We start from the raw sequence: 17,328 nt of genomic DNA, 5'->3' as shown, positions 1-17,328 counted from the left end.
TCTTTAAATGCCAATTATTAATTAAATTAAATAATTATGAAAAAGTTATTATTTTTAACATTCACATTATCATTTTATAGCTATGCTATAAACACTGCACCAGAAATTATTGAAGAATCAGAATATAAAGAATTGACATGGACTTATAAATCAGATCCTGAAAGTTTGAAGATAAATTCAAATGGGGTATCTAAGGTGTTTTTTAAGAAATTTTTATATAACAAAAATATTATTATAGATAAAACTAATGTTGTGGTTGAAAATGAATGTAGTTATAAATATACATATAAAAAAGTAAGCCCAATAAATTACTGGAAAAGTAATAATACTGCTTCATTTTACAGGGAGATCTTTAAAAAAAATGGAATTACAATAGGTGAAGAGGTTGGTGTTATTACTACAAAAGATAAAATAACAAACTGTGCTGATATGTTTAATGAGTTTTTATTAATTGGTGACAATCTCATTCTAATAGGAGGAGAGCGACTAGTTATTTATTCAATAGAAAAAAATATGATAAAAGAAAATAAAGATAAAGCTGAAATTAATAATTGTACATCTCCAGAACAAACATTAGAAGAGATATTTGAAGGAGTTGGAAAAATAACCAATTGTTATTATAAAGATTTGGATATAATTTCGGCCTACAAAAAATACAAGTCTGATTATGATGAGCAATACCTAGAAGATAACATCAAGTTGAATGAAAATTTACAAAAAAACTATATTAATGATAGGGTTAATGTTAATTATTTATGGGAGTCGTCTGATAAATTAATCATAAAACAACTATTTGAAGGTGGTGATACAGATATTGTTATTGAGAAAGAGAAAAAAGGTACAAAAATAACCATTTATGGTCACCCAGATTAACTGAGTTCAGTTCATATTAAAAAGACAAGAACTTTTCACTCATCACAAGCAACTATTGACAAAAGACTCTATTTTATAACATTGAATTATTCTACGGTAACGCTATGAAAAAATATTTAATCCTATTATTTATTCTATGTGGAACATCAGTGAATGCTGAGAAATCAGTTCCTCAACTTGTTTTAGACTCAAAAGAAAAAAAAGTAACATGGAAATTAAGCTCGTTTGGTGAGCAAGCCATGATGTACAGGAGCCCATATAACGAACGTAGTGAAGAGTCTATACTAGAATATATAAAAGCGTATATAAAAGAAAATAGAGTCATTATTACCCCTGAAGAGGTAATAATACGTAGTTTTCCTTCTGACCTAAACCCTTGCCAATATACATATAATTATACTCAGCTACCAAGCGAAGATTACTGGGGTAGTACGAAACAGTCAGAAGCGTCTAATCGAACGTTATCAAAATATGGAGTTGATACAACTGGCTTGGTTGGCGTTATTGAGGCTATAGACGATAATTCTGGTTGTAGAATTGATACGAAAAAATTCTTATTGGTCAATGATAAAATCATATTTTCTTATGACGGTCGATGGGTATTTTTCTCAACCACAAAAAATGAGCCTGATCCTGTAGCGAAAAAAGACAAATATTGCACAATACCAGAGCAACCTCCTGTGTTTGAAGGCGACGGTTATAGAACAGAGTGTTTTTATGATGGATTTTCTCTTCTTAAGGCATATACGCAATACCGCCTAGATTATGATACTGATTATCTTGAAAAGAGTATTGAATTAAATAAAAACCACAAAAAAGAGTACCCTAAAGACGGTGCTTCTGTTAATTATAAATGGGAATCACCAAAAAAACTAATTATAGACCAACAATTTCAAGGTGGAAGTACAGCGATTGTTATTGAGAAAGAACAAAAAGGAACAAAAATAACTAGTTATAGTTACCCTGACTAACTATATTATCTTACAATAAACACCTTGTAGACCCTGTAAATAATTCTGTGTATTTTTATTTGAATAATATTACAAGAGCGATCCTTAGTGGATACATTACTCAACATGAGTACACCGCTGAGTACAAATTTAATCATTAAAAATCAAATAAATGAGAAGCAAGTTATGGTTTAACGTGTCATACCAAACTCCCCATATGATCCGCCCACTTCTGCAACCACATCTTACATTCACTATCATACTTGTATAAATTATACGTTCCTTCAATGCCGCCACGCATATGGCCAAGTATCGCCTCACCGACTTCATTAGGGCAACCTAATTTAGCCAAACCAGTACGCACGGTACGGCGTAAATCATGAGGTGACCAATCAGGGATACCTAGCATCTTGCCATCTTTGCGTAAACGCCATGCACATTCTGTTAGATACTTTTGCTGAATGGGCAACTTTGTGACTTGAGATGGAAAAAGGTATTTATCAGAGTTCATGCGTATTGATTTCAAGTAAGTGATTGCTTGATGAGGCAATTGCACGTAACGCTTAATTCCTGTCTTAGTTTCTTTCAGATGAATAGTCCCTTTTTCAAGATCCACATCATCCCAAGCCATTGCGCACACTTCACCAGTTCGGCAGCCTGTCCAAAGCGTCAGACGGAAAACATTTTTCACAACATTGTTGTAAGCAGAACTAGGCAACCATGCTAAAAATTTCTTGAGTTTATTATCATCTAGATAACGAGTACCTTTATTACTGGTTAGTTTAAACTTCGCTTGCTGCAAACTCGCTTTCGCCAATAAAGCTGGGTTCGCGAAATTATCATCAAAATACTCTATACCAATTGCAAACTCATAAGCTGCCGACAGTTCACGCAATACATTGCCCGCTTGAACCTTAGCGCCTCGACCATCAATTTCACCCACAAGCGCTATCACATTTTTTCGGGTTACTTCATGTGCCATAAGCTCACCTAAAACACGAACAACATCGGCTTCAAGTATGCGACGAACTTCCTTTTGCCCTTTCTTCTTTCTTGAGCCAGACATAATTTTACCGTCTTTGCATTTACGATCTTCAATCCGTTCAACTAAATAAAGCTCAACAAGTTCTTTTACTGTTAACTGTGTTTTTTGTAGCTGGAGCTGTTCCTGTTTTTTATATTGCTTTTCTTCTTTTAGCTCAGTGACAGGCATCGGCCTAATTGACGTAACTGTTTCAACGCTTGTAACTTAATTCTCGCCTCACTCAGTGAAAATTGAGGAAAATTACCGATCTTTAGCGGTACAAGTTTGCGTGTAACTGGGCTACTATAATGATAGAAAAATGTCTTAATGCCTGTTGCGCCACAAAATACACGTTAACCTGTATTTTCCCCGTATCAGACCTATCTTTACTGTTAGGGTTTATTGCCTCAATGGCTTTCGCTGGTCAGGGTTTTACTGGTGGCCTTTGGCTTATTAGTGTTACCTTGTTTAACGCTGACGATAAGATAATTAAAGGTTTTTAGTGAAAAGTGCAGGTCGTTAGTTTTGTTATGATCGTTATATGCTATCACCATCAACTGCTTGCACTTCAACCTACATTTAAATATGGGATTCTGTGATCTTTTATAAGACAAAATATTCTCTTATAAAATATATGTATAAGCATAGAATCAAGTTAATTCAATAAGTTAATATAGATAACCCGATGACTGACAGCCAAAATTTCGAATCCCACACACCAATGATGCATGGGTGTGTTAGCGTTGAAATATAACGATATTTATTATTTTTCTTATAAAACCTACAATTTAACCTACACTTAATTAATCCGTTGATTTATAGGTAGTTATTATTTATTTGATGTTTTTAGCATTATAACGTACAAAATTCATACCCACACCATAAGAACACGCTTATATGAATAAATACGATGTGTTTAGCAGCGAAGGAAAATTTGCTGATGGTTCTGATAAAGAAGTGCTAGCTAATAAGCTAGGGCTTTCAAACGTTGATGATATCAATGATGCTGAGCTTGTCCTGTTAGAAAAACTGTATCAAGTCATTTTTGAAGAACAATTCCCCTCTGAGCAAATTACCGTATCACTTATTCAGCGTTGGCATCGCCAATGGTTAGGAAATGTTTACGATTGGGCAGGTCAATTACGCACAGTAAATATTAGCAAGGGTGGGTTTATGTTTGCCCCTGCGGGTCGTGTTGCAACGTTACTTGCTCAATTCGAGAAAGAATATCTAGTGAAGTACACACCCTGCACTAATATGAGCCGAGAGCAAGTCATAGAAGCTATAGCAACAGTACATGTGGAATTAATTCTGATACATCCATTTAGGGAAGGAAATGGGCGCTTATCGCGTTTACTCGCAGATGTGATGGCAGTACAAGCTGGTTTCCAGCCGTTAGACTATGAAAGTTGGACTCAACACCCTGAGCAGTATATCGCAGCAATCCACGCAGGGTTAAACCTTAACTATGAACCTATGAAATATTGGGTTAACGAAGCCTTAAAAGAAAACTAAATCGCAAGTTTCAAATGCCCAAACTTCTCACGCTTCACTTTCATCTCTTCTTCAAGACGGCGAGGCTCTTGCCCTGTTTCAATAGCTGTAGAGGTTGCTACCGAACGAATAAGTTGAATACGAGTTGGTCTTGTTGCTTGAATTAATTCATTCTTTTTCATGGTAGTCTCACTTCAAACTGACGATAGTGCATTTTATCAGCTTTGTTTTATATGACAATATAGATCACTGTTCTAGTTAAAAATTTTACAGCACAATGTCACTTCATTTCCATCTGCTTTGAGCGAACAGCGGAAGTTTGTTTGATTACAGAGGTCGATTGTGGGTAGAGGTAAGGTGAATACGCTTCATCTCCCCATTCAATGCTGTTTCAGAGCCGCCTAGAAGACGTAAACATTACTTTTTGTACCAGCCAAAGCTATTGGCTGGTACAAAAATAATGTTTCGAATGTTGCTAATCTGATTTGAGTGATATTCAGGGATAACAGATTGTTGTGCCTGAAAAAATAATCCGAAACAGATACGTTAAGTTACGAGCCTCGACTGAAGTCGATGTAGGAGCTTTTAACATCTGATTTTTTGGTGAAATGAATTGTGAATATACCTGCCAGTATTTCAGATTAATGCCCGACGATAGTACCGATTACTGCCGGATCTAAATCCATGCCGTCATTCATTGCCCAGCGAACAAAGCTGCTGCCTTCAAGCAGGCTTAAAATCTGAAACGCTTTCTGCCGGGGTGTGCTTGTTGCCGCGAAATCACCAGCCGCAGTGCCTTCCTCTATGGTCTTCTCAAGCCACTGCAACTGTAGGGTAAAGTATTTCCGCGTAAGGCTTTGCATGGTTTCAGGCAGGGCTGCCATTTCAGCCGCCAGTGCGCCGCATAACGGTAACATGCCATCAGCCATCGCAGCCCGAAACAACGCGGCGAAAGCGCAAAGCCTCCCAAAAGCATTTGGAAAGTCGTGATCAATTTTTTCGAAATCCATCGCTGAACGACTGATGTAGACTTCAACAATTTCTACACCAAGATCTTCTTTTTTTGGAAAATAATGGTGAATACTGGCCTTTCTGATACCGACCATTTTTTCCAAGTCAGCGTAGCTGAAGGCAGCATAGCCCCTGGAGCGCAGCATAAACTCTGCAGAATTAATTAATGATTGTCGGGTATCCATAGACATATAAACGACCTGTGTTAAAAATGATGAAGCAAGGGCAGGAGCTTGCTTCTGGTTCAGAGTGAAGTATCTGCCACTATGCCATTCAGATTATTGTGCAATGACGAGTTTCGGCTCCATCTTAATGGAACGCGAGAAATTCGCATAGTTTGGTGACGTCTTCAGTACCGCCTGATGAATTTCTTCAATTTCTGCCGGCTGAGCGTCAGCATCAATAAATGCGGTATACTGGACTGAATCATATCCGGGGTTAACATTTTCATCCAGCCCAAGGAAACCACGCAAATCCAGCTCACCTGACGTTTCAATTTTCAGGGAATTAACCTTGATGCCCTTGCTGGCAGCTACCGCCACATACGCAACGGTCAAACAGGCATTCAGCGCAGCCATGAGCAGTTCTTGCGGATTGGGTGCCGTATCGCTGCCAAGTATCTCTGATGGTTCATCAGCGGCGACATGGAAGGTACGCTCGATGATGTCACCAAAGAGTTCATATGATTTCATGGTAGATACTGAACGGGTCTGTCCTGCCCAGCGGGTCTCTACGTTAAACTTGGCTTTTGCTTTTTCCGGGGTTTGGGTCACTTTTTCGGCGAATTGCTGGAATGCAGCAACATCAATACCATTCACTTTCTCTGTCATTTTGATATTCCTGTTCATTGAGATTTACCGGGCTCCAGATTACAGAAAGTACCCGGGTTTGAGTCTGTCGGTAACTAAATAAGCCAGAATTACAGCTCGTCGTAGGCATCCATCACGCGTGCTGAATAGACAAAAGCAGCCCCGGCGTTAAGCGCAATCGCAGTACCCACTGCAGCACCGATCTCATCTTTCGTTGCACCGGCTTTTTTGGCAGCGGCCACGTGTGCGGAAATGCAACCGTCACAACGTGTAGTTACTGCCACAGCAATGGCTATCAGTTCGTGCGTTTTTGCATCCAGAACACTGTTTTCACGCGTAGCGGTTTCAAGACCATGAAATGCGTTAGCAACAGGTTTATTGGTTTTGGCCAGATTACCGACGCTTTTGATCAGCGCGGAGAGACGGTTGCCCCATTCTGTAGACATGTTGATTTCCTCTGATTAGTAAAAAATTAATTGCCGAGTTTCCGGGCTGCCATTACACCGCCATCCACATCCCAGACCGCTCCGGTTACCCATGAAGCCTTATCTGAAAGCAGGAAAACGATAGTTTCCGCAACATCGCGCGGTGTACCGTTCCGGCCCAGCGGATGGAAGTTATTGAAACTGGCCAGCGCACCATCCAGTTGTTCACCCGGAATAAAACGTTCGAAAATTCGGGTTTCAACAATACCAGGGCTTACTGCATTGACACGGATACCGTGCTCAGCCAGTTCTGCGGCTGCGTGGCGTGTCAGAGTATCCAGACCCGTTTTGGCCATGGAGTAAGCTGATGCGGTGATGGTTTCTACTGCCTGGCGTGCAGCGACTGCAGTAACGTTCACAATAGATCCCGCTTTCTTCTGATCTACAAGTGATGCAGCAACATGCTGAGTAATAAAGAAGAATGCCCGGTTCAGATCGAGGAAGTTGTTGTAATCTTCGACTGAATGCTCAATGAAACTTTTTGGATAGTAAATGCCTGCCGAATTGACCAGCATATCAATGTCGCTGTGATCCTTTTTCAGGGCGGCAATGAGCTTTGCAACACTTTCCATACTGGATAAATCAGCTGTCAGTGCGGAAGCATTCTTCTCACCCGAAATAGCCACGAGTTCCCGGCGTGCGGCTTCTGCTTTTTCAGCGCGGCTGCCGACAATGACAGCCTTTCCGCCCTGCTCTAAAACCATCTTTGCTGCTTCAAGACCGATCCCACTGGTGCCACCAATGATCAGGACTTTATGATTCGTAAACTGCGTATCTTGCATAATGCCTCCGGTAAGGTAAGTATTTCGGTTGCCTATCAACTGGTAGGTAGACTAAGCGGGTGTATTTTCTTTGTCAAGTTTACGTTTTAATTTTTTCTGACCGATGTTGGGTTTTGACGCCTCAAAACCCAACGGGCGGTATCGTCAGTGTACGTCTGCTTCGTGTTCAGCAATGGATGAAAAAATAGCTCCGTATTGTTCTGCGGTTTTCTGTCCTGTAATACGTGCCATCAGCTGACCGTTTCTGAACACCAGAACTGAAGGAAGTCCAAATACTTCATATACTGTTGATAATATTGGTGATTTATCAATATTAACCACGCCAGACTTGACGTGTTTTTCCAATTTTTCCGCAAATTGCAGATATTCCGATTCACTCTCACGGCAGGGTGGACACCATGGCGCAAAGAACCTGATTACTGCCAGCCCCTCACCCCATGCGATATCATGAAAGTTGTCTTCATTGTAGGTGCGTACGTTTTTCATCGTTATCCCCGGCGTTGTATGTGTCAGCCATTTCAGTACGTAAAAAATAGATTTTTACTTGCCTACCTAGTAGTAGGTTGATATGGTACGCACACTTTCACTAGCTGACAAGATTGACCCGACATCCATGTTTTATGTTCAGGGTGATTTTTGACGGAGTGACCAGAACGGTCGTTGTGGCCAGAAATTTCGTGACTCTTAAGATGAGGAATGCAATGAAGACGTTATTTACCCCTTATAACCTCGGTGGCGTTGAGCTGAAAAATCGCGTGGTTATGGCTCCTATGACGCGTACCCGCACGCTAAATGACATTGCCGATGACGTAGTGGCTTTGTATTACGCGCAGCGCGCTTCAGCCGGGCTGCTGATCACCGAAGGGTTGCCTGTTTCCGAAGAAGGTCGCGGGTATCTCTATACGCCTGGTCTCTATAACGATGCGCATGTTGAGGGGTGGCGTAAGGTCACGGATGCTGTCCATGCGAAAGGCGGGCGTATTTTCGCTCAGCTGTGGCATGTGGGGCGTATGTCCCATACCTCACTGCAACCTGGTAACATTGCCCCCGTATCTTCAGGCATCATCCCTGCGACCAATACAACAGTATTTGCCTGGGACGAAAGTGGTAAACCCGGACCGGTAGTGCCAAGCGTTCCACGTGCTCTCGAAACGCATGAAGTGAAACGCGTTACCCGCGATTTCGTGAAGTCAGCACAACTGGCTGTGGAAGCCGGGTTTGATGGTGTTGAAATCATGGCAGCTAACGGTTTCATCTTCGACCAGTTCCTGAGCAGTGAACTGAATACCCGTACCGACGAGTATGGTGGTTCGGTCGAAAATCGTCAGCGCTTCCTGCTGGAGACCATTGATGCCGTTTCCGATGCTATCGGCAGCAACAAAGTCGCAGTACGACTCTCTCCGTTCGGTCGCATCTATGATCTTGCCCCTTACGCAGGAGAAGAAGAAACCTGGTCAGAAATGGTGAAGGCTCTCAGTCAGCGCTCCCTGGCCTACGTGCATCTCTACTTCCAGCCGACTTACGTCACCGCGCCGCCAACTGCTGAGAAATTTAAAGCTGATTTCCGTGAATCATTTGGCGGGACGATCATTGCAGCAGGCGGATTCAACCGTGATATTGCAGAAGAACGTCTGAATAACAACGAAGTTGACCTGGTTGCGTTTGGTGTGCCGTTTATCGCTAACCCGGACCTGGTTGAAAGAATGAAAAATAACTGGCCGCTGGCGGAAAGCGATCGCACGACGTATTACGGTGTAAGCGGCTCTCCGGAAAAGGGCTATACCGATTACCCGATTTACAGTGAACAATAATTAAGTCAGCCCGGATAATATAAATCCGGGCATTTTACTTTACCTGTCATATATCATCAGAGTACAAAATGAAATCATTAATGCCCCGAATCTCAGTAGATGTCTGGTCTGATTATGTCTGTCCGTGGTGTTGGATCGCTAAAAAGCGATTTGAAAAGAGTCTGGAAGAGTTTGAACACTCGAAACAGGTTGATGTACATCATCACAGCTATCGTATTGCGAGTGACCATCCTCCAATTCCATTCAGGTCGGCATTATATCAGAAGTTTGGTGGTGAGCATGCCGCAGAGTTAATGATGAACCAGATTGAAAGTACAGGAAAATCGGAAGGGTTAATTTATAACTTTGACACCATGCTTTTCGGGGATACACGTGAAGCGCATGCTCTCGCAGCTGCTGCGCGTGAATCAGGCCTTGGCGATCAGATGTCAGAAAGATTATTTTTTGCAGCCACGACTGAAGGACGTTCTATTTTTGATCGTAATGAACTGATTGCGCTGGCGGTTGAAGTTGGTATGACAAAGCCACTGGCTGAAATCGCCCTCGAAAACCCTGTATTCAGAAGCTCTGTTGATGACGACGAGGCCAAAGCGCGCGCGATAGGCGCAAATGGTGTGCCTCTTTTCGTAATCAACAACAAATATGCAATTAGTGGCGCCCAGTCAGCTGCAAATTTTTTGAACACCTTGAGACAAGTTTGGGAAGAAACCAAAGATGAGTCCATGTTCATGGAAGGGCAAGTCTGCGGAATTGATAGTTGTAAGTAACGTCCCTAGGCATGCGAGACTATTCTGGCTCTTACTGATAGTTTTCAGGCAATAATCATCCGCGGGAGCCAGCATAAAAATGATTATCGTCATCAAACGAACCGTCAACTTTTAGAGTGTTGCTGACATTCCAACTTCCGCTTTTGGCACAGAACTGCCACTTAATTAAGCATGATTCTGTGCCACAGAGAAAGCGCAAACGAATTCCAAGAAATTAATTTTAATTCACTACTAACAACCATGTTTCAACACAATCTCCAAATACTCATGCTGCCAATCACCATCAGACAGCTCATGCAAACTCACAAATCCATCATGTTCTAGCGCACAAACACCGCTATGGGCGCTTACATAATCATAGACTGCACGGCTTTCTAGCCCTTGAATCATGTGAGCGAGTAGCTTACGTCGCATCACATCACTACGCCACGCCTTCCACTCCTTGTTTTTTATTTTTCGCATTGTGGTATTGAATGGCTGCCCAACCGCATTCACGACAGAAAGCCCATACTTATTTTTCTTTCCCGTTTTTAGATACTCGTCAAGGAGTTGATTTATGCTTTCGCGAAGCTCTGTTGTTTCTAATTTCCAATATTCCAGCATCTCTGACACAAAATCATCGGAATAATTCTTTTTCCGCTTCCTCAGCTTTTTCACCATATTCCCGCGAGATGATAGGCTGACCTGACCTGCACTAAAAATCGTGCCATAACGAATAATTTTGATGAAACTTTTACCTACATTAAATACTTTTTGGATATTAGAATCACTTAATACTGATAGCGAATCAGTGCTAATTCCATATTTCTTGAATTCTTGCTCTAAGATAGCTAACTGACACCCTTTAATATCATAATTGTACCCGTTGGCTAAACATGCCCATTTCATCTTGCTGGGTAAATATTGAAAGCCTGTACCTATCTCAAAAGAACGGCTACCCACTTTGGCGGTTTTATACGCTTGTCGATATTCAATAATCAATGGCGTTTTGCTAATTATCTTGACGCCCACCTCCATCAAATGAGAGATAAAATTAAAATAAAAGCTCTTATTCTTTGCGGTAGGATGGTCATTACAATATGCTTGTAGTTTATCAAGGTTGATAGGTAATGCTTCGAGTTGTTGATACGCACTGATAATACGCTGTCTAAAATTGTCATTTTCAATCGCTAGTTTATGCTTAGGCGGCTTTACGTTGTAAGAGCTTTTTAACATCAGTTTATACAGTGTTTCGGGTTTCTTACGTTTATCAAAAATATTCGTCAAATAGGTATAGCGATCTGTACGTTTAAGATAATCCTTTCGTTTACCGGGAAATAAGGCTTTAAGGACACTTTTAGATAAAGCAAATTCTCGGCACTTATGGGTTCCATAGCTATGTTGGATAATTTTAATAATTTTAGCTTGTTCTAAGCACTCTAAACCGCGTTCTAAGCCTAAATCACGACTTTGCTTAAAAATCATAGGGAATTTCTCTTTCCCTAGTTCAGCAGGAAATGGCACAGAGTACGTCCATTTTTTATTTCCTTTAAGCCTCGCTTTTTTCTTCGTATTTTTGCTAACTGTCGCACTGCAGATAATATGCTGTAAGAACAAAGCAATTGCACGGTGATATTTAGATTTTTGACGTTGATCGACGGTCTTATCAAAGGGAACACTCAAAACAATCGCTTTATAGGCTTCAACTGTAGCTTCTGTAACAAGAATGTTATCTTTGGTGATATATGCTGTCATTTCAATTTACCATGTTGTTAATAGTAAATTGAATTACGCAAATGCATTTTTAATGGGGTTACCGCTAACCCCATTTTTTAGTAGGTGATTAGAAAAACCGAGAAAGCGTCAAATACCGGTGCCAGCTACTCAAAACGATCTGTTAAGACGAACAACTCGCGGTCTAGGCGAAAATAGCTAACCCCAATATCCCCACGCTATAGCCATATATAGATAACGTTATTATTCATATACATTATGCTTATGATGCTTGCTAAACTTGCTGTTATGCTGGTAACCAGCATTGATATATATACATAATATTGTTATATGTTGAGTCGCCACACTATACCGCCGCAGCGACCCAACACCATTACCCGTGATACAGGCTACTAATAACCGTGTTTGCGAGCCCATTCTTCACGCAAACTCTTCTGCCAAAGAGCATCATTGCCAAGAATGCCGAGCTTCTCAACCAATAAATGAAAGTCGTACCAAATTTCATCTTTATCGAAAAGATCAACTTGATTGTTTTTCAATCTATTATCTAGACGTTTTAAGATCTTTTTAGCCTCCTTTGGGTTGGTTTTATTTACATAATCGCGTAGCTCAGGTAATATCATGCCCGACAGTAACAACTCCCAATCTAAATCCCCTTCTTTGGTACACAGTGGCTTTTGATAGAACGCAATACGTTCCAGCAAATTGTGAAGATTGTGAATATCTCGTAATAAAAGCGCCTTACTTCTCGGTTTATAACGAACTTCTAAGCGCAGGAAGCGGCGGTAATCCTGTATTTCGCGCCAATTAGTGATTATCAGTTGTAGATCTTTATCATGTAAAGTGTCTAAGTCATCACCAACATCCAGCTTCTCATAGCAAGAGGCGTGATACTCTGATTTATTGCTACCAAGCCGTTGCCCTTGAAACTCGTCTTCACTTGAATAACGTTCGCCACAACATGCCCCTTTAAATCCAATATGATAGTCTGAGAGACGCATATCATATATGTCTAAAGCATAATCAATGCGAGTCACCCATGCGCTTTTCAATATTTTATACAGATACTTACCTAGGCGCTTCTTCTTTCCTAAATAAAGAACTAATTTATTAATATCATCAACAGTAAAATGTTGAGGACTAAATTCAAATCTAACAGCACCTCTTCCTTCATATTTATCTGTTTTCTTAAAATCCATTTCCGTCGGCATATAATAAATCATAAATACTTGCTTCGGATTACATATATTTCCTACCTTAATTTGATAGCGATAAAGTTTCTTAATATATTTACTTTTCGTTTTTCTTCTTCTAATTGAATAAAAACGACTGCCTTTCATCTTATTTAATCTATCGAACAATTCATCGGTATCATCAATTTCAAGATCACCTACAATACTAAGTTTATCTATTCTATGCATCATTTCGTAATGACCTAATTCATGAGGAATAGCGATTGATTTATTCAAATTATCAATATTAGGTTTAAGGGTAGACATAGCTACCCCCATTACTCACTTGAATATTATTATTCTCTATATAATCATATAAAGGGGTTATAACAGGCTTATAGATCCACATAATTATTGCCCCTCCTTTTTTACGCATTTTTCACACCATTGAACTATTTCGCTCGCTTTCCAACGAACCGAGCGACCAGATGCAGTCAATGAATATTGCGCAGGAAAATCGCCTGCCTTTATCCAACGGTATAAGGTCGCGCGTGAAACCTGAGTGATTTCTAAAACTTGCTTAATCGTTAAAAAGTGTTCGTGTTGCATGAGACATAACTCCTGTCAGTTTATGGAGTTACTCTTTACAACCATAAAAAATGATCGATTGTGATAGTCACAAAAGGCCAAAAGGCGGATTAAGTGACGGTCACAGTGATTTTCTGGACTAAACCTGCTAAAATTCTTTAAAATATTAGTGACGGTCACACATAAAAATCACCGTAATGTATGACCGTCACAATTATTGGGTGTTTTTACTAAACTCATGAGAACTACATGACTGTCACAAAATGGAGCATCTAATGTCTGGAAAAATAGGTCAGAGAAAGAAGATAGAACAAGAAAATAAAAAGGAAGATAATTGCAAAAGGGCAAAAACAAGCAGAGAGAATAGACTGAAAAAATTAGGCGCACCATTCACCATTAACATGCATGATAAAAATAAAACAAGATTGAGAGAAATCTGTGTTCATTTTGGTCATGATGACATGATGGAAAGAGAAAAAGCCACAGGACGAATTTTCAGCCAAACAATTATGAATGTTATCGATTATTATTATATTACCGCAGTTATTGAGTCTAAAAATGACAATGCAAAATTATTAATAAATACGTTTAAAACCATTTGGAAAGAATGTGTTTTAAACAAAAACATTTTCATTCTTAAAAACGAATTTGAAACACTTCCTGATAGTAAAGAAAAGAAAATAATCGAAGGAGAACTAAAATCAATTGCCAAATCCATGACTAAAACAAAGTGTTTCATTCCTCCCTATATATTCAATAATAATTTTGATGAAAGAAATATTACAACATGGACACCGTTAGATATTTTATATTTGCTAGATACTCAATCGGTCATTAATAAACTTAAAAAGTTAAATACATTGAAAAAATAACCTATTTATAAAGGTGATATTTCAACAAAATAAACAGATTCACTATACAACCGCCGTACTTTGTTACCTCTTAATCCATAGCTGGTGCAGCTCACTTTCTCTTGCTGGTGGCTATCAAAGAAATAGAGATATTCACTGTCCATATGCTCCACCAGCGACCAATGCCACTGATCACCCAGAAGAATAAGCCGACGTGACGTTGTATGAGCGTCTAAGAACACCTGACAGGCAGACATTATTTTTTGTGTTGTAAGTCCATCTTTGTAACGAAATGGCGTGGTGACGTGTAGAGGGGCTTGTGATGGGTATTTTGAGGTTAGGCGCTTAATCAAGTAATCCATTTCAGGAATATCAATACCTTGGGTTAAACACTTGTACAGTGACCAGTATTCACTGTATTCCCGTAATAGATAGTTAAATAGTGGGCGGGGTTTTATGCGGTCTCCATAGAACCATGTACCCATATTGACCAGACTGTAAATCCCACAGAGGCAATCTAAATCCCCTTGCTTGGACGGTATCAACATCAACTCAAACCTTCTATTGATTGTACTGTACTTAATGAGATCACCAGCGCTGGTATTATTTTTTACTTAATTAGTGTGTTTCCCACTGAATACTGACTTCATAACATTTCATTTTGTGGTATTGAATAAAATTACGTTGCCACAGTTCAAACATTGCTCCGCCCTCTTCTTCATCAATATCCCCCATCAAAAAATGATAGATATAACCCTGCGACCAACAAATATCGAGTTCCTTTTCAAGCTCAGGATAATAGCTTCCCATGTATGAAAAATCTGTCACATAATCAAACTGCCATTGCTCATGCAGCCGTAACAAACGTATTTCGACAGGATGGAAACCTCCTGTTTCAGCACTATACAATGGGTCTCGAAAATTTAAGGTAACCGCCCTAACAGTGGTTAAATCAATCGCGGAGTTAATCACTGAATTATTCAGTTCATGTAATAATAATTGGCTAAAAGCTTGTGCGATAGGCAAGCGTAGCCCTGACTGATGAATAGTCATATAAAGTGGCCTTTAAATAAAAAAGTAGAAATAAACTGTTAAGCACAACCCAATCATATTTTGGGTATAGTGCCATGCTAATATTTTACCATAACCACTAGTAAAAACAAGTTATTTGTTATTAATAATCAGGTAGTTACATGCATTTAGCCATCATTGCTATTTTGATATACGTACCGTGATTTTTATTTATGGCGGGGGAATATTGATGTGGAAAGTGAATGAAAGAATGGAAGCGTCAAAGGGTAAAATGCCAACCTAATAATAGGCTGGCATAGCAATTAACCGTTGAGTAACGTAACAACAAAACTTTTTTTATCATCCGTGAGCTGCACGGAATAAATTACCGTGACAGAGCCTGCTTTTCCTGTTGCTTCCGCAGCACAGAGATAAACGCCTCGTTGTGTATTTTGACGTTGCGTTCGCACATTCTCAAGCTGCTCATACATCGCCCAACCGACATGTTGATTGACCACTTGTAACGCTAATGCTTTTGCACCATCACTATTACAATTAACGGTACTCTCATTACATCCTGTTAAACCAACCATCGCCGTTAATATGATTAATTTCATCCACTGGTTAAGTTTCATTTTCACATTGTCACCTTACAGCAGAAAATTCACTATGATCCCTGCTAATATATCGAGTGCAATCACAACCAACGCCGCGTAATACCAAGCACGACGATTCGGTATTTTCACGATAAAGTAAAAACAGCAAACATCCCAAATAAGAATCAATGCTTCTACTTTATTCAATGTCACCTTTTTAGTAATAAAAAATTCAACGATATTTAAGAATAAAATCGGTAAAAACCAAAATAGCCAAAAGGTTTTAGCTAATCCAAAGCCACCGTTGAACAAACGCTGTTTAAATAAAGCTGGATCATTTAATCCTTTTGCTTCGTTTTCTTCTCGGATTTTTTGCAATTTATTTTTGATAGACATGACTGTTCCTTCAATTAAATGAATTAAGGGGTTTTTCCATGGTATTGACGCTAGAATGGGTGCAATGCCTTATCGATAGGCAAGGGTAAATATTTAGGCTATTTCAATGACCTTCTATGATTATTAGAGGATGGTTTATTGATGTAACGACTCGGCCATATTGTTTCAGGAGCCGTGCCAATAACATCCGCAATGATCTGTTCAGCTCTTGGGTACGCTCTCTCTAGCGCATTATTTAACGTCCGAGAAGAAAGACCATGCTCACGAGATAATTGCGCTAGTGTGACCCCTTTTTTATGCAAAGCCGCCACAATATCCGCACGGTGCCAATCCGCAGCGCTTCCTTTTCGGGGCTTTTTTTGAGATGCTACAGGGTTAGACATAGTAATAACTCCACTGTTTAATTCCTCGTCTATTAAAAACCAATTAAAGGGAATTATCAATAGATATCTTTATGATTTTAACATCTTTCTAGTGCGGTTATTTTATCCTTTTGATATGTATGGGATTTATAAAAATCATGACTGATAAAAAACAACTAACTGAAATGGATAATGCGCCCAAGCTCTGGTTTACCAGTGGAGAGCTAGCTGCTATAGGAAAAGAAAAAGCTGACGATCCAACACGTTATCCTGAATATAAAGATATGGATATCCCGACGACAGCGAAAGGCGTTAGAGTCCGTCTAGAGTCAATCACAGCTCTTCATCCCCACTTTCGCAAGAAGAACCCTAATAAGCGTGGCGACCTCTATCATATTGATGCCTTTAAGGTGATCCTAAATACCGATGAAAAAGAGCTCATCAAGCAAAACGCGCTATCTTCTGAAAGTGCAGATCTTAACCTTTTACTTGAAATCTACAAATCACTGTCAGCAGAGAAAAGAAGAGCGTTATTAAAAAATGCGCTCACAATGAAACAGGAAGAATTGAATTAGTATCTTTTAATATCTTTTGTTATTTTAATAACTGTATTTTCGTCACTGACTCAGAGGC

Annotated in this window: 22 protein-coding genes; 7 read left to right on the top strand and 15 right to left on the bottom strand. The window is 39.7% G+C overall.

The features are described 5' to 3' along the window. Nucleotides 1–36 precede the first annotated feature (36 nt). Both AB6N04_RS01520 and AB6N04_RS01515 read left to right on the top strand, forming a co-directional pair. On the top strand, nucleotides 37–873 hold the full coding sequence (locus tag AB6N04_RS01520; RefSeq protein ID WP_369310164.1) for a hypothetical protein: 837 nt from the start codon (nucleotides 37–39) through the stop codon (nucleotides 871–873). Between the two features lie 104 nt (nucleotides 874–977). Then, complete coding sequence (locus AB6N04_RS01515) at nucleotides 978–1,844, top strand: hypothetical protein (RefSeq protein WP_369310163.1); 867 nt, start codon at nucleotides 978–980, stop codon at nucleotides 1,842–1,844. Nucleotides 1,845–2,022: 178 nt separating this feature from the next. Here AB6N04_RS01515 and AB6N04_RS01510 read toward each other — a convergent pair whose 3' ends face one another. Continuing rightward, a complete protein-coding gene (locus AB6N04_RS01510) occupies nucleotides 2,023–3,036 on the bottom strand; it encodes a tyrosine-type recombinase/integrase (RefSeq protein ID WP_369310162.1) in 1,014 nt (337 codons plus the stop codon). A gap of 708 nt (nucleotides 3,037–3,744) precedes the next feature. On the opposite strand from AB6N04_RS01510, the gene AB6N04_RS01505 reads away from it, so the two are divergent. Further along, a complete protein-coding gene (locus AB6N04_RS01505; protein ID WP_196722429.1) occupies nucleotides 3,745–4,362 on the top strand; it encodes a Fic family protein in 618 nt (205 codons plus the stop codon). On the opposite strand, the gene AB6N04_RS01500 is transcribed toward AB6N04_RS01505, so the two are convergent. The 6 genes from AB6N04_RS01500 to AB6N04_RS01475 all read right to left on the bottom strand — a co-directional run bounded on the left by AB6N04_RS01500 (nucleotide 4,359) and on the right by AB6N04_RS01475 (nucleotide 7,914). Then, entirely contained in the window at nucleotides 4,359–4,523 is a 165-nt protein-coding gene (locus AB6N04_RS01500; RefSeq protein WP_196722430.1) for a hypothetical protein, read from the bottom strand. The genes AB6N04_RS01505 and AB6N04_RS01500 overlap by 4 nt on opposite strands. 459 nt (nucleotides 4,524–4,982) lie before the next feature. Beyond that, entirely contained in the window at nucleotides 4,983–5,543 is a 561-nt protein-coding gene (locus tag AB6N04_RS01495; protein ID WP_196722431.1) for a TetR/AcrR family transcriptional regulator, read from the bottom strand. A gap of 87 nt (nucleotides 5,544–5,630) precedes the next feature. Continuing rightward, entirely contained in the window at nucleotides 5,631–6,182 is a 552-nt protein-coding gene (locus AB6N04_RS01490) for an OsmC family protein (protein WP_196722432.1), read from the bottom strand. An 89-nt stretch (nucleotides 6,183–6,271) separates the two neighbouring features. Continuing rightward, a complete protein-coding gene (locus tag AB6N04_RS01485; protein WP_196722433.1) occupies nucleotides 6,272–6,607 on the bottom strand; it encodes a carboxymuconolactone decarboxylase family protein in 336 nt (111 codons plus the stop codon). Between the two features lie 26 nt (nucleotides 6,608–6,633). Then, nucleotides 6,634–7,428 carry an SDR family NAD(P)-dependent oxidoreductase gene (locus tag AB6N04_RS01480; RefSeq protein ID WP_196722434.1) on the bottom strand — a complete coding sequence of 265 codons (795 nt, stop codon included), beginning with the start codon at nucleotides 7,426–7,428 and terminating at the stop codon, nucleotides 6,634–6,636. Between the two features lie 144 nt (nucleotides 7,429–7,572). Beyond that, nucleotides 7,573–7,914 (bottom strand): thioredoxin domain-containing protein, encoded by a 342-nt coding sequence (locus AB6N04_RS01475; RefSeq protein ID WP_196722435.1) that lies wholly within the window; start codon nucleotides 7,912–7,914, stop codon nucleotides 7,573–7,575. 215 nt (nucleotides 7,915–8,129) lie between these two features. Here AB6N04_RS01475 and AB6N04_RS01470 point away from each other — a divergent pair, with 215 nt between their 5' ends. Both AB6N04_RS01470 and AB6N04_RS01465 read left to right on the top strand, forming a co-directional pair. Further along, entirely contained in the window at nucleotides 8,130–9,239 is a 1,110-nt protein-coding gene (locus AB6N04_RS01470) for an alkene reductase (RefSeq protein WP_196722436.1), read from the top strand. A gap of 68 nt (nucleotides 9,240–9,307) precedes the next feature. After that, nucleotides 9,308–10,006: a DsbA family oxidoreductase gene (locus tag AB6N04_RS01465; RefSeq protein ID WP_196722437.1), complete on the top strand. Its 699-nt coding sequence runs from the start codon at nucleotides 9,308–9,310 to the stop codon at nucleotides 10,004–10,006. A gap of 231 nt (nucleotides 10,007–10,237) precedes the next feature. Here the strand turns inward: AB6N04_RS01465 and AB6N04_RS01460 are convergent, their stop codons facing one another. From AB6N04_RS01460 to AB6N04_RS01450, 3 genes are all read right to left on the bottom strand, one after another. Then, nucleotides 10,238–11,740, bottom strand: coding sequence for a hypothetical protein (locus tag AB6N04_RS01460; RefSeq protein WP_247603641.1), 1,503 nt, complete (start codon nucleotides 11,738–11,740; stop codon nucleotides 10,238–10,240). Between the two features lie 371 nt (nucleotides 11,741–12,111). Then, the gene (locus AB6N04_RS01455) at nucleotides 12,112–13,218 is read right to left on the bottom strand and encodes a hypothetical protein (RefSeq protein WP_196722438.1); all 1,107 of its coding nucleotides are present in this window, start codon (nucleotides 13,216–13,218) and stop codon (nucleotides 12,112–12,114) included. Nucleotides 13,219–13,302: 84 nt separating this feature from the next. Next, nucleotides 13,303–13,500, bottom strand: coding sequence for an AlpA family transcriptional regulator (locus AB6N04_RS01450; RefSeq protein WP_161707213.1), 198 nt, complete (start codon nucleotides 13,498–13,500; stop codon nucleotides 13,303–13,305). 254 nt (nucleotides 13,501–13,754) lie between these two features. Between AB6N04_RS01450 and AB6N04_RS01445 the strand changes: the two genes are divergently transcribed. Further along, a complete protein-coding gene (locus AB6N04_RS01445; protein WP_196722439.1) occupies nucleotides 13,755–14,351 on the top strand; it encodes a hypothetical protein in 597 nt (198 codons plus the stop codon). Nucleotides 14,352–14,356: 5 nt separating this feature from the next. Here AB6N04_RS01445 and AB6N04_RS01440 read toward each other — a convergent pair whose 3' ends face one another. From AB6N04_RS01440 to AB6N04_RS01420, 5 genes are all read right to left on the bottom strand, one after another. Beyond that, a complete protein-coding gene (locus AB6N04_RS01440; RefSeq protein WP_196722440.1) occupies nucleotides 14,357–14,878 on the bottom strand; it encodes a hypothetical protein in 522 nt (173 codons plus the stop codon). A gap of 70 nt (nucleotides 14,879–14,948) precedes the next feature. Further along, complete coding sequence (locus tag AB6N04_RS01435) at nucleotides 14,949–15,383, bottom strand: DUF2787 family protein (protein WP_196722441.1); 435 nt, start codon at nucleotides 15,381–15,383, stop codon at nucleotides 14,949–14,951. Between the two features lie 281 nt (nucleotides 15,384–15,664). Continuing rightward, nucleotides 15,665–15,982 (bottom strand): hypothetical protein, encoded by a 318-nt coding sequence (locus AB6N04_RS01430; RefSeq protein ID WP_196722442.1) that lies wholly within the window; start codon nucleotides 15,980–15,982, stop codon nucleotides 15,665–15,667. 9 nt (nucleotides 15,983–15,991) lie between these two features. Then, nucleotides 15,992–16,333: a hypothetical protein gene (locus AB6N04_RS01425; RefSeq protein ID WP_196722443.1), complete on the bottom strand. Its 342-nt coding sequence runs from the start codon at nucleotides 16,331–16,333 to the stop codon at nucleotides 15,992–15,994. A gap of 98 nt (nucleotides 16,334–16,431) precedes the next feature. Beyond that, nucleotides 16,432–16,716, bottom strand: a complete 285-nt coding sequence (locus AB6N04_RS01420; protein WP_087802311.1) for a helix-turn-helix transcriptional regulator — start codon at nucleotides 16,714–16,716, stop codon at nucleotides 16,432–16,434. A gap of 137 nt (nucleotides 16,717–16,853) precedes the next feature. Here AB6N04_RS01420 and AB6N04_RS01415 point away from each other — a divergent pair, with 137 nt between their 5' ends. Further along, nucleotides 16,854–17,270 carry a hypothetical protein gene (locus AB6N04_RS01415; RefSeq protein ID WP_196722444.1) on the top strand — a complete coding sequence of 139 codons (417 nt, stop codon included), beginning with the start codon at nucleotides 16,854–16,856 and terminating at the stop codon, nucleotides 17,268–17,270. Nucleotides 17,271–17,328 lie beyond the last annotated feature (58 nt).

The sequence above is a fragment of the Providencia rettgeri genome, assembly GCF_041075285.1.
GTDB classification, from domain to species: Bacteria; Pseudomonadota; Gammaproteobacteria; order Enterobacterales; family Enterobacteriaceae; genus Providencia; species Providencia rettgeri_G.
This window is presented reverse-complemented; position numbering and strand designations above follow the sequence as displayed.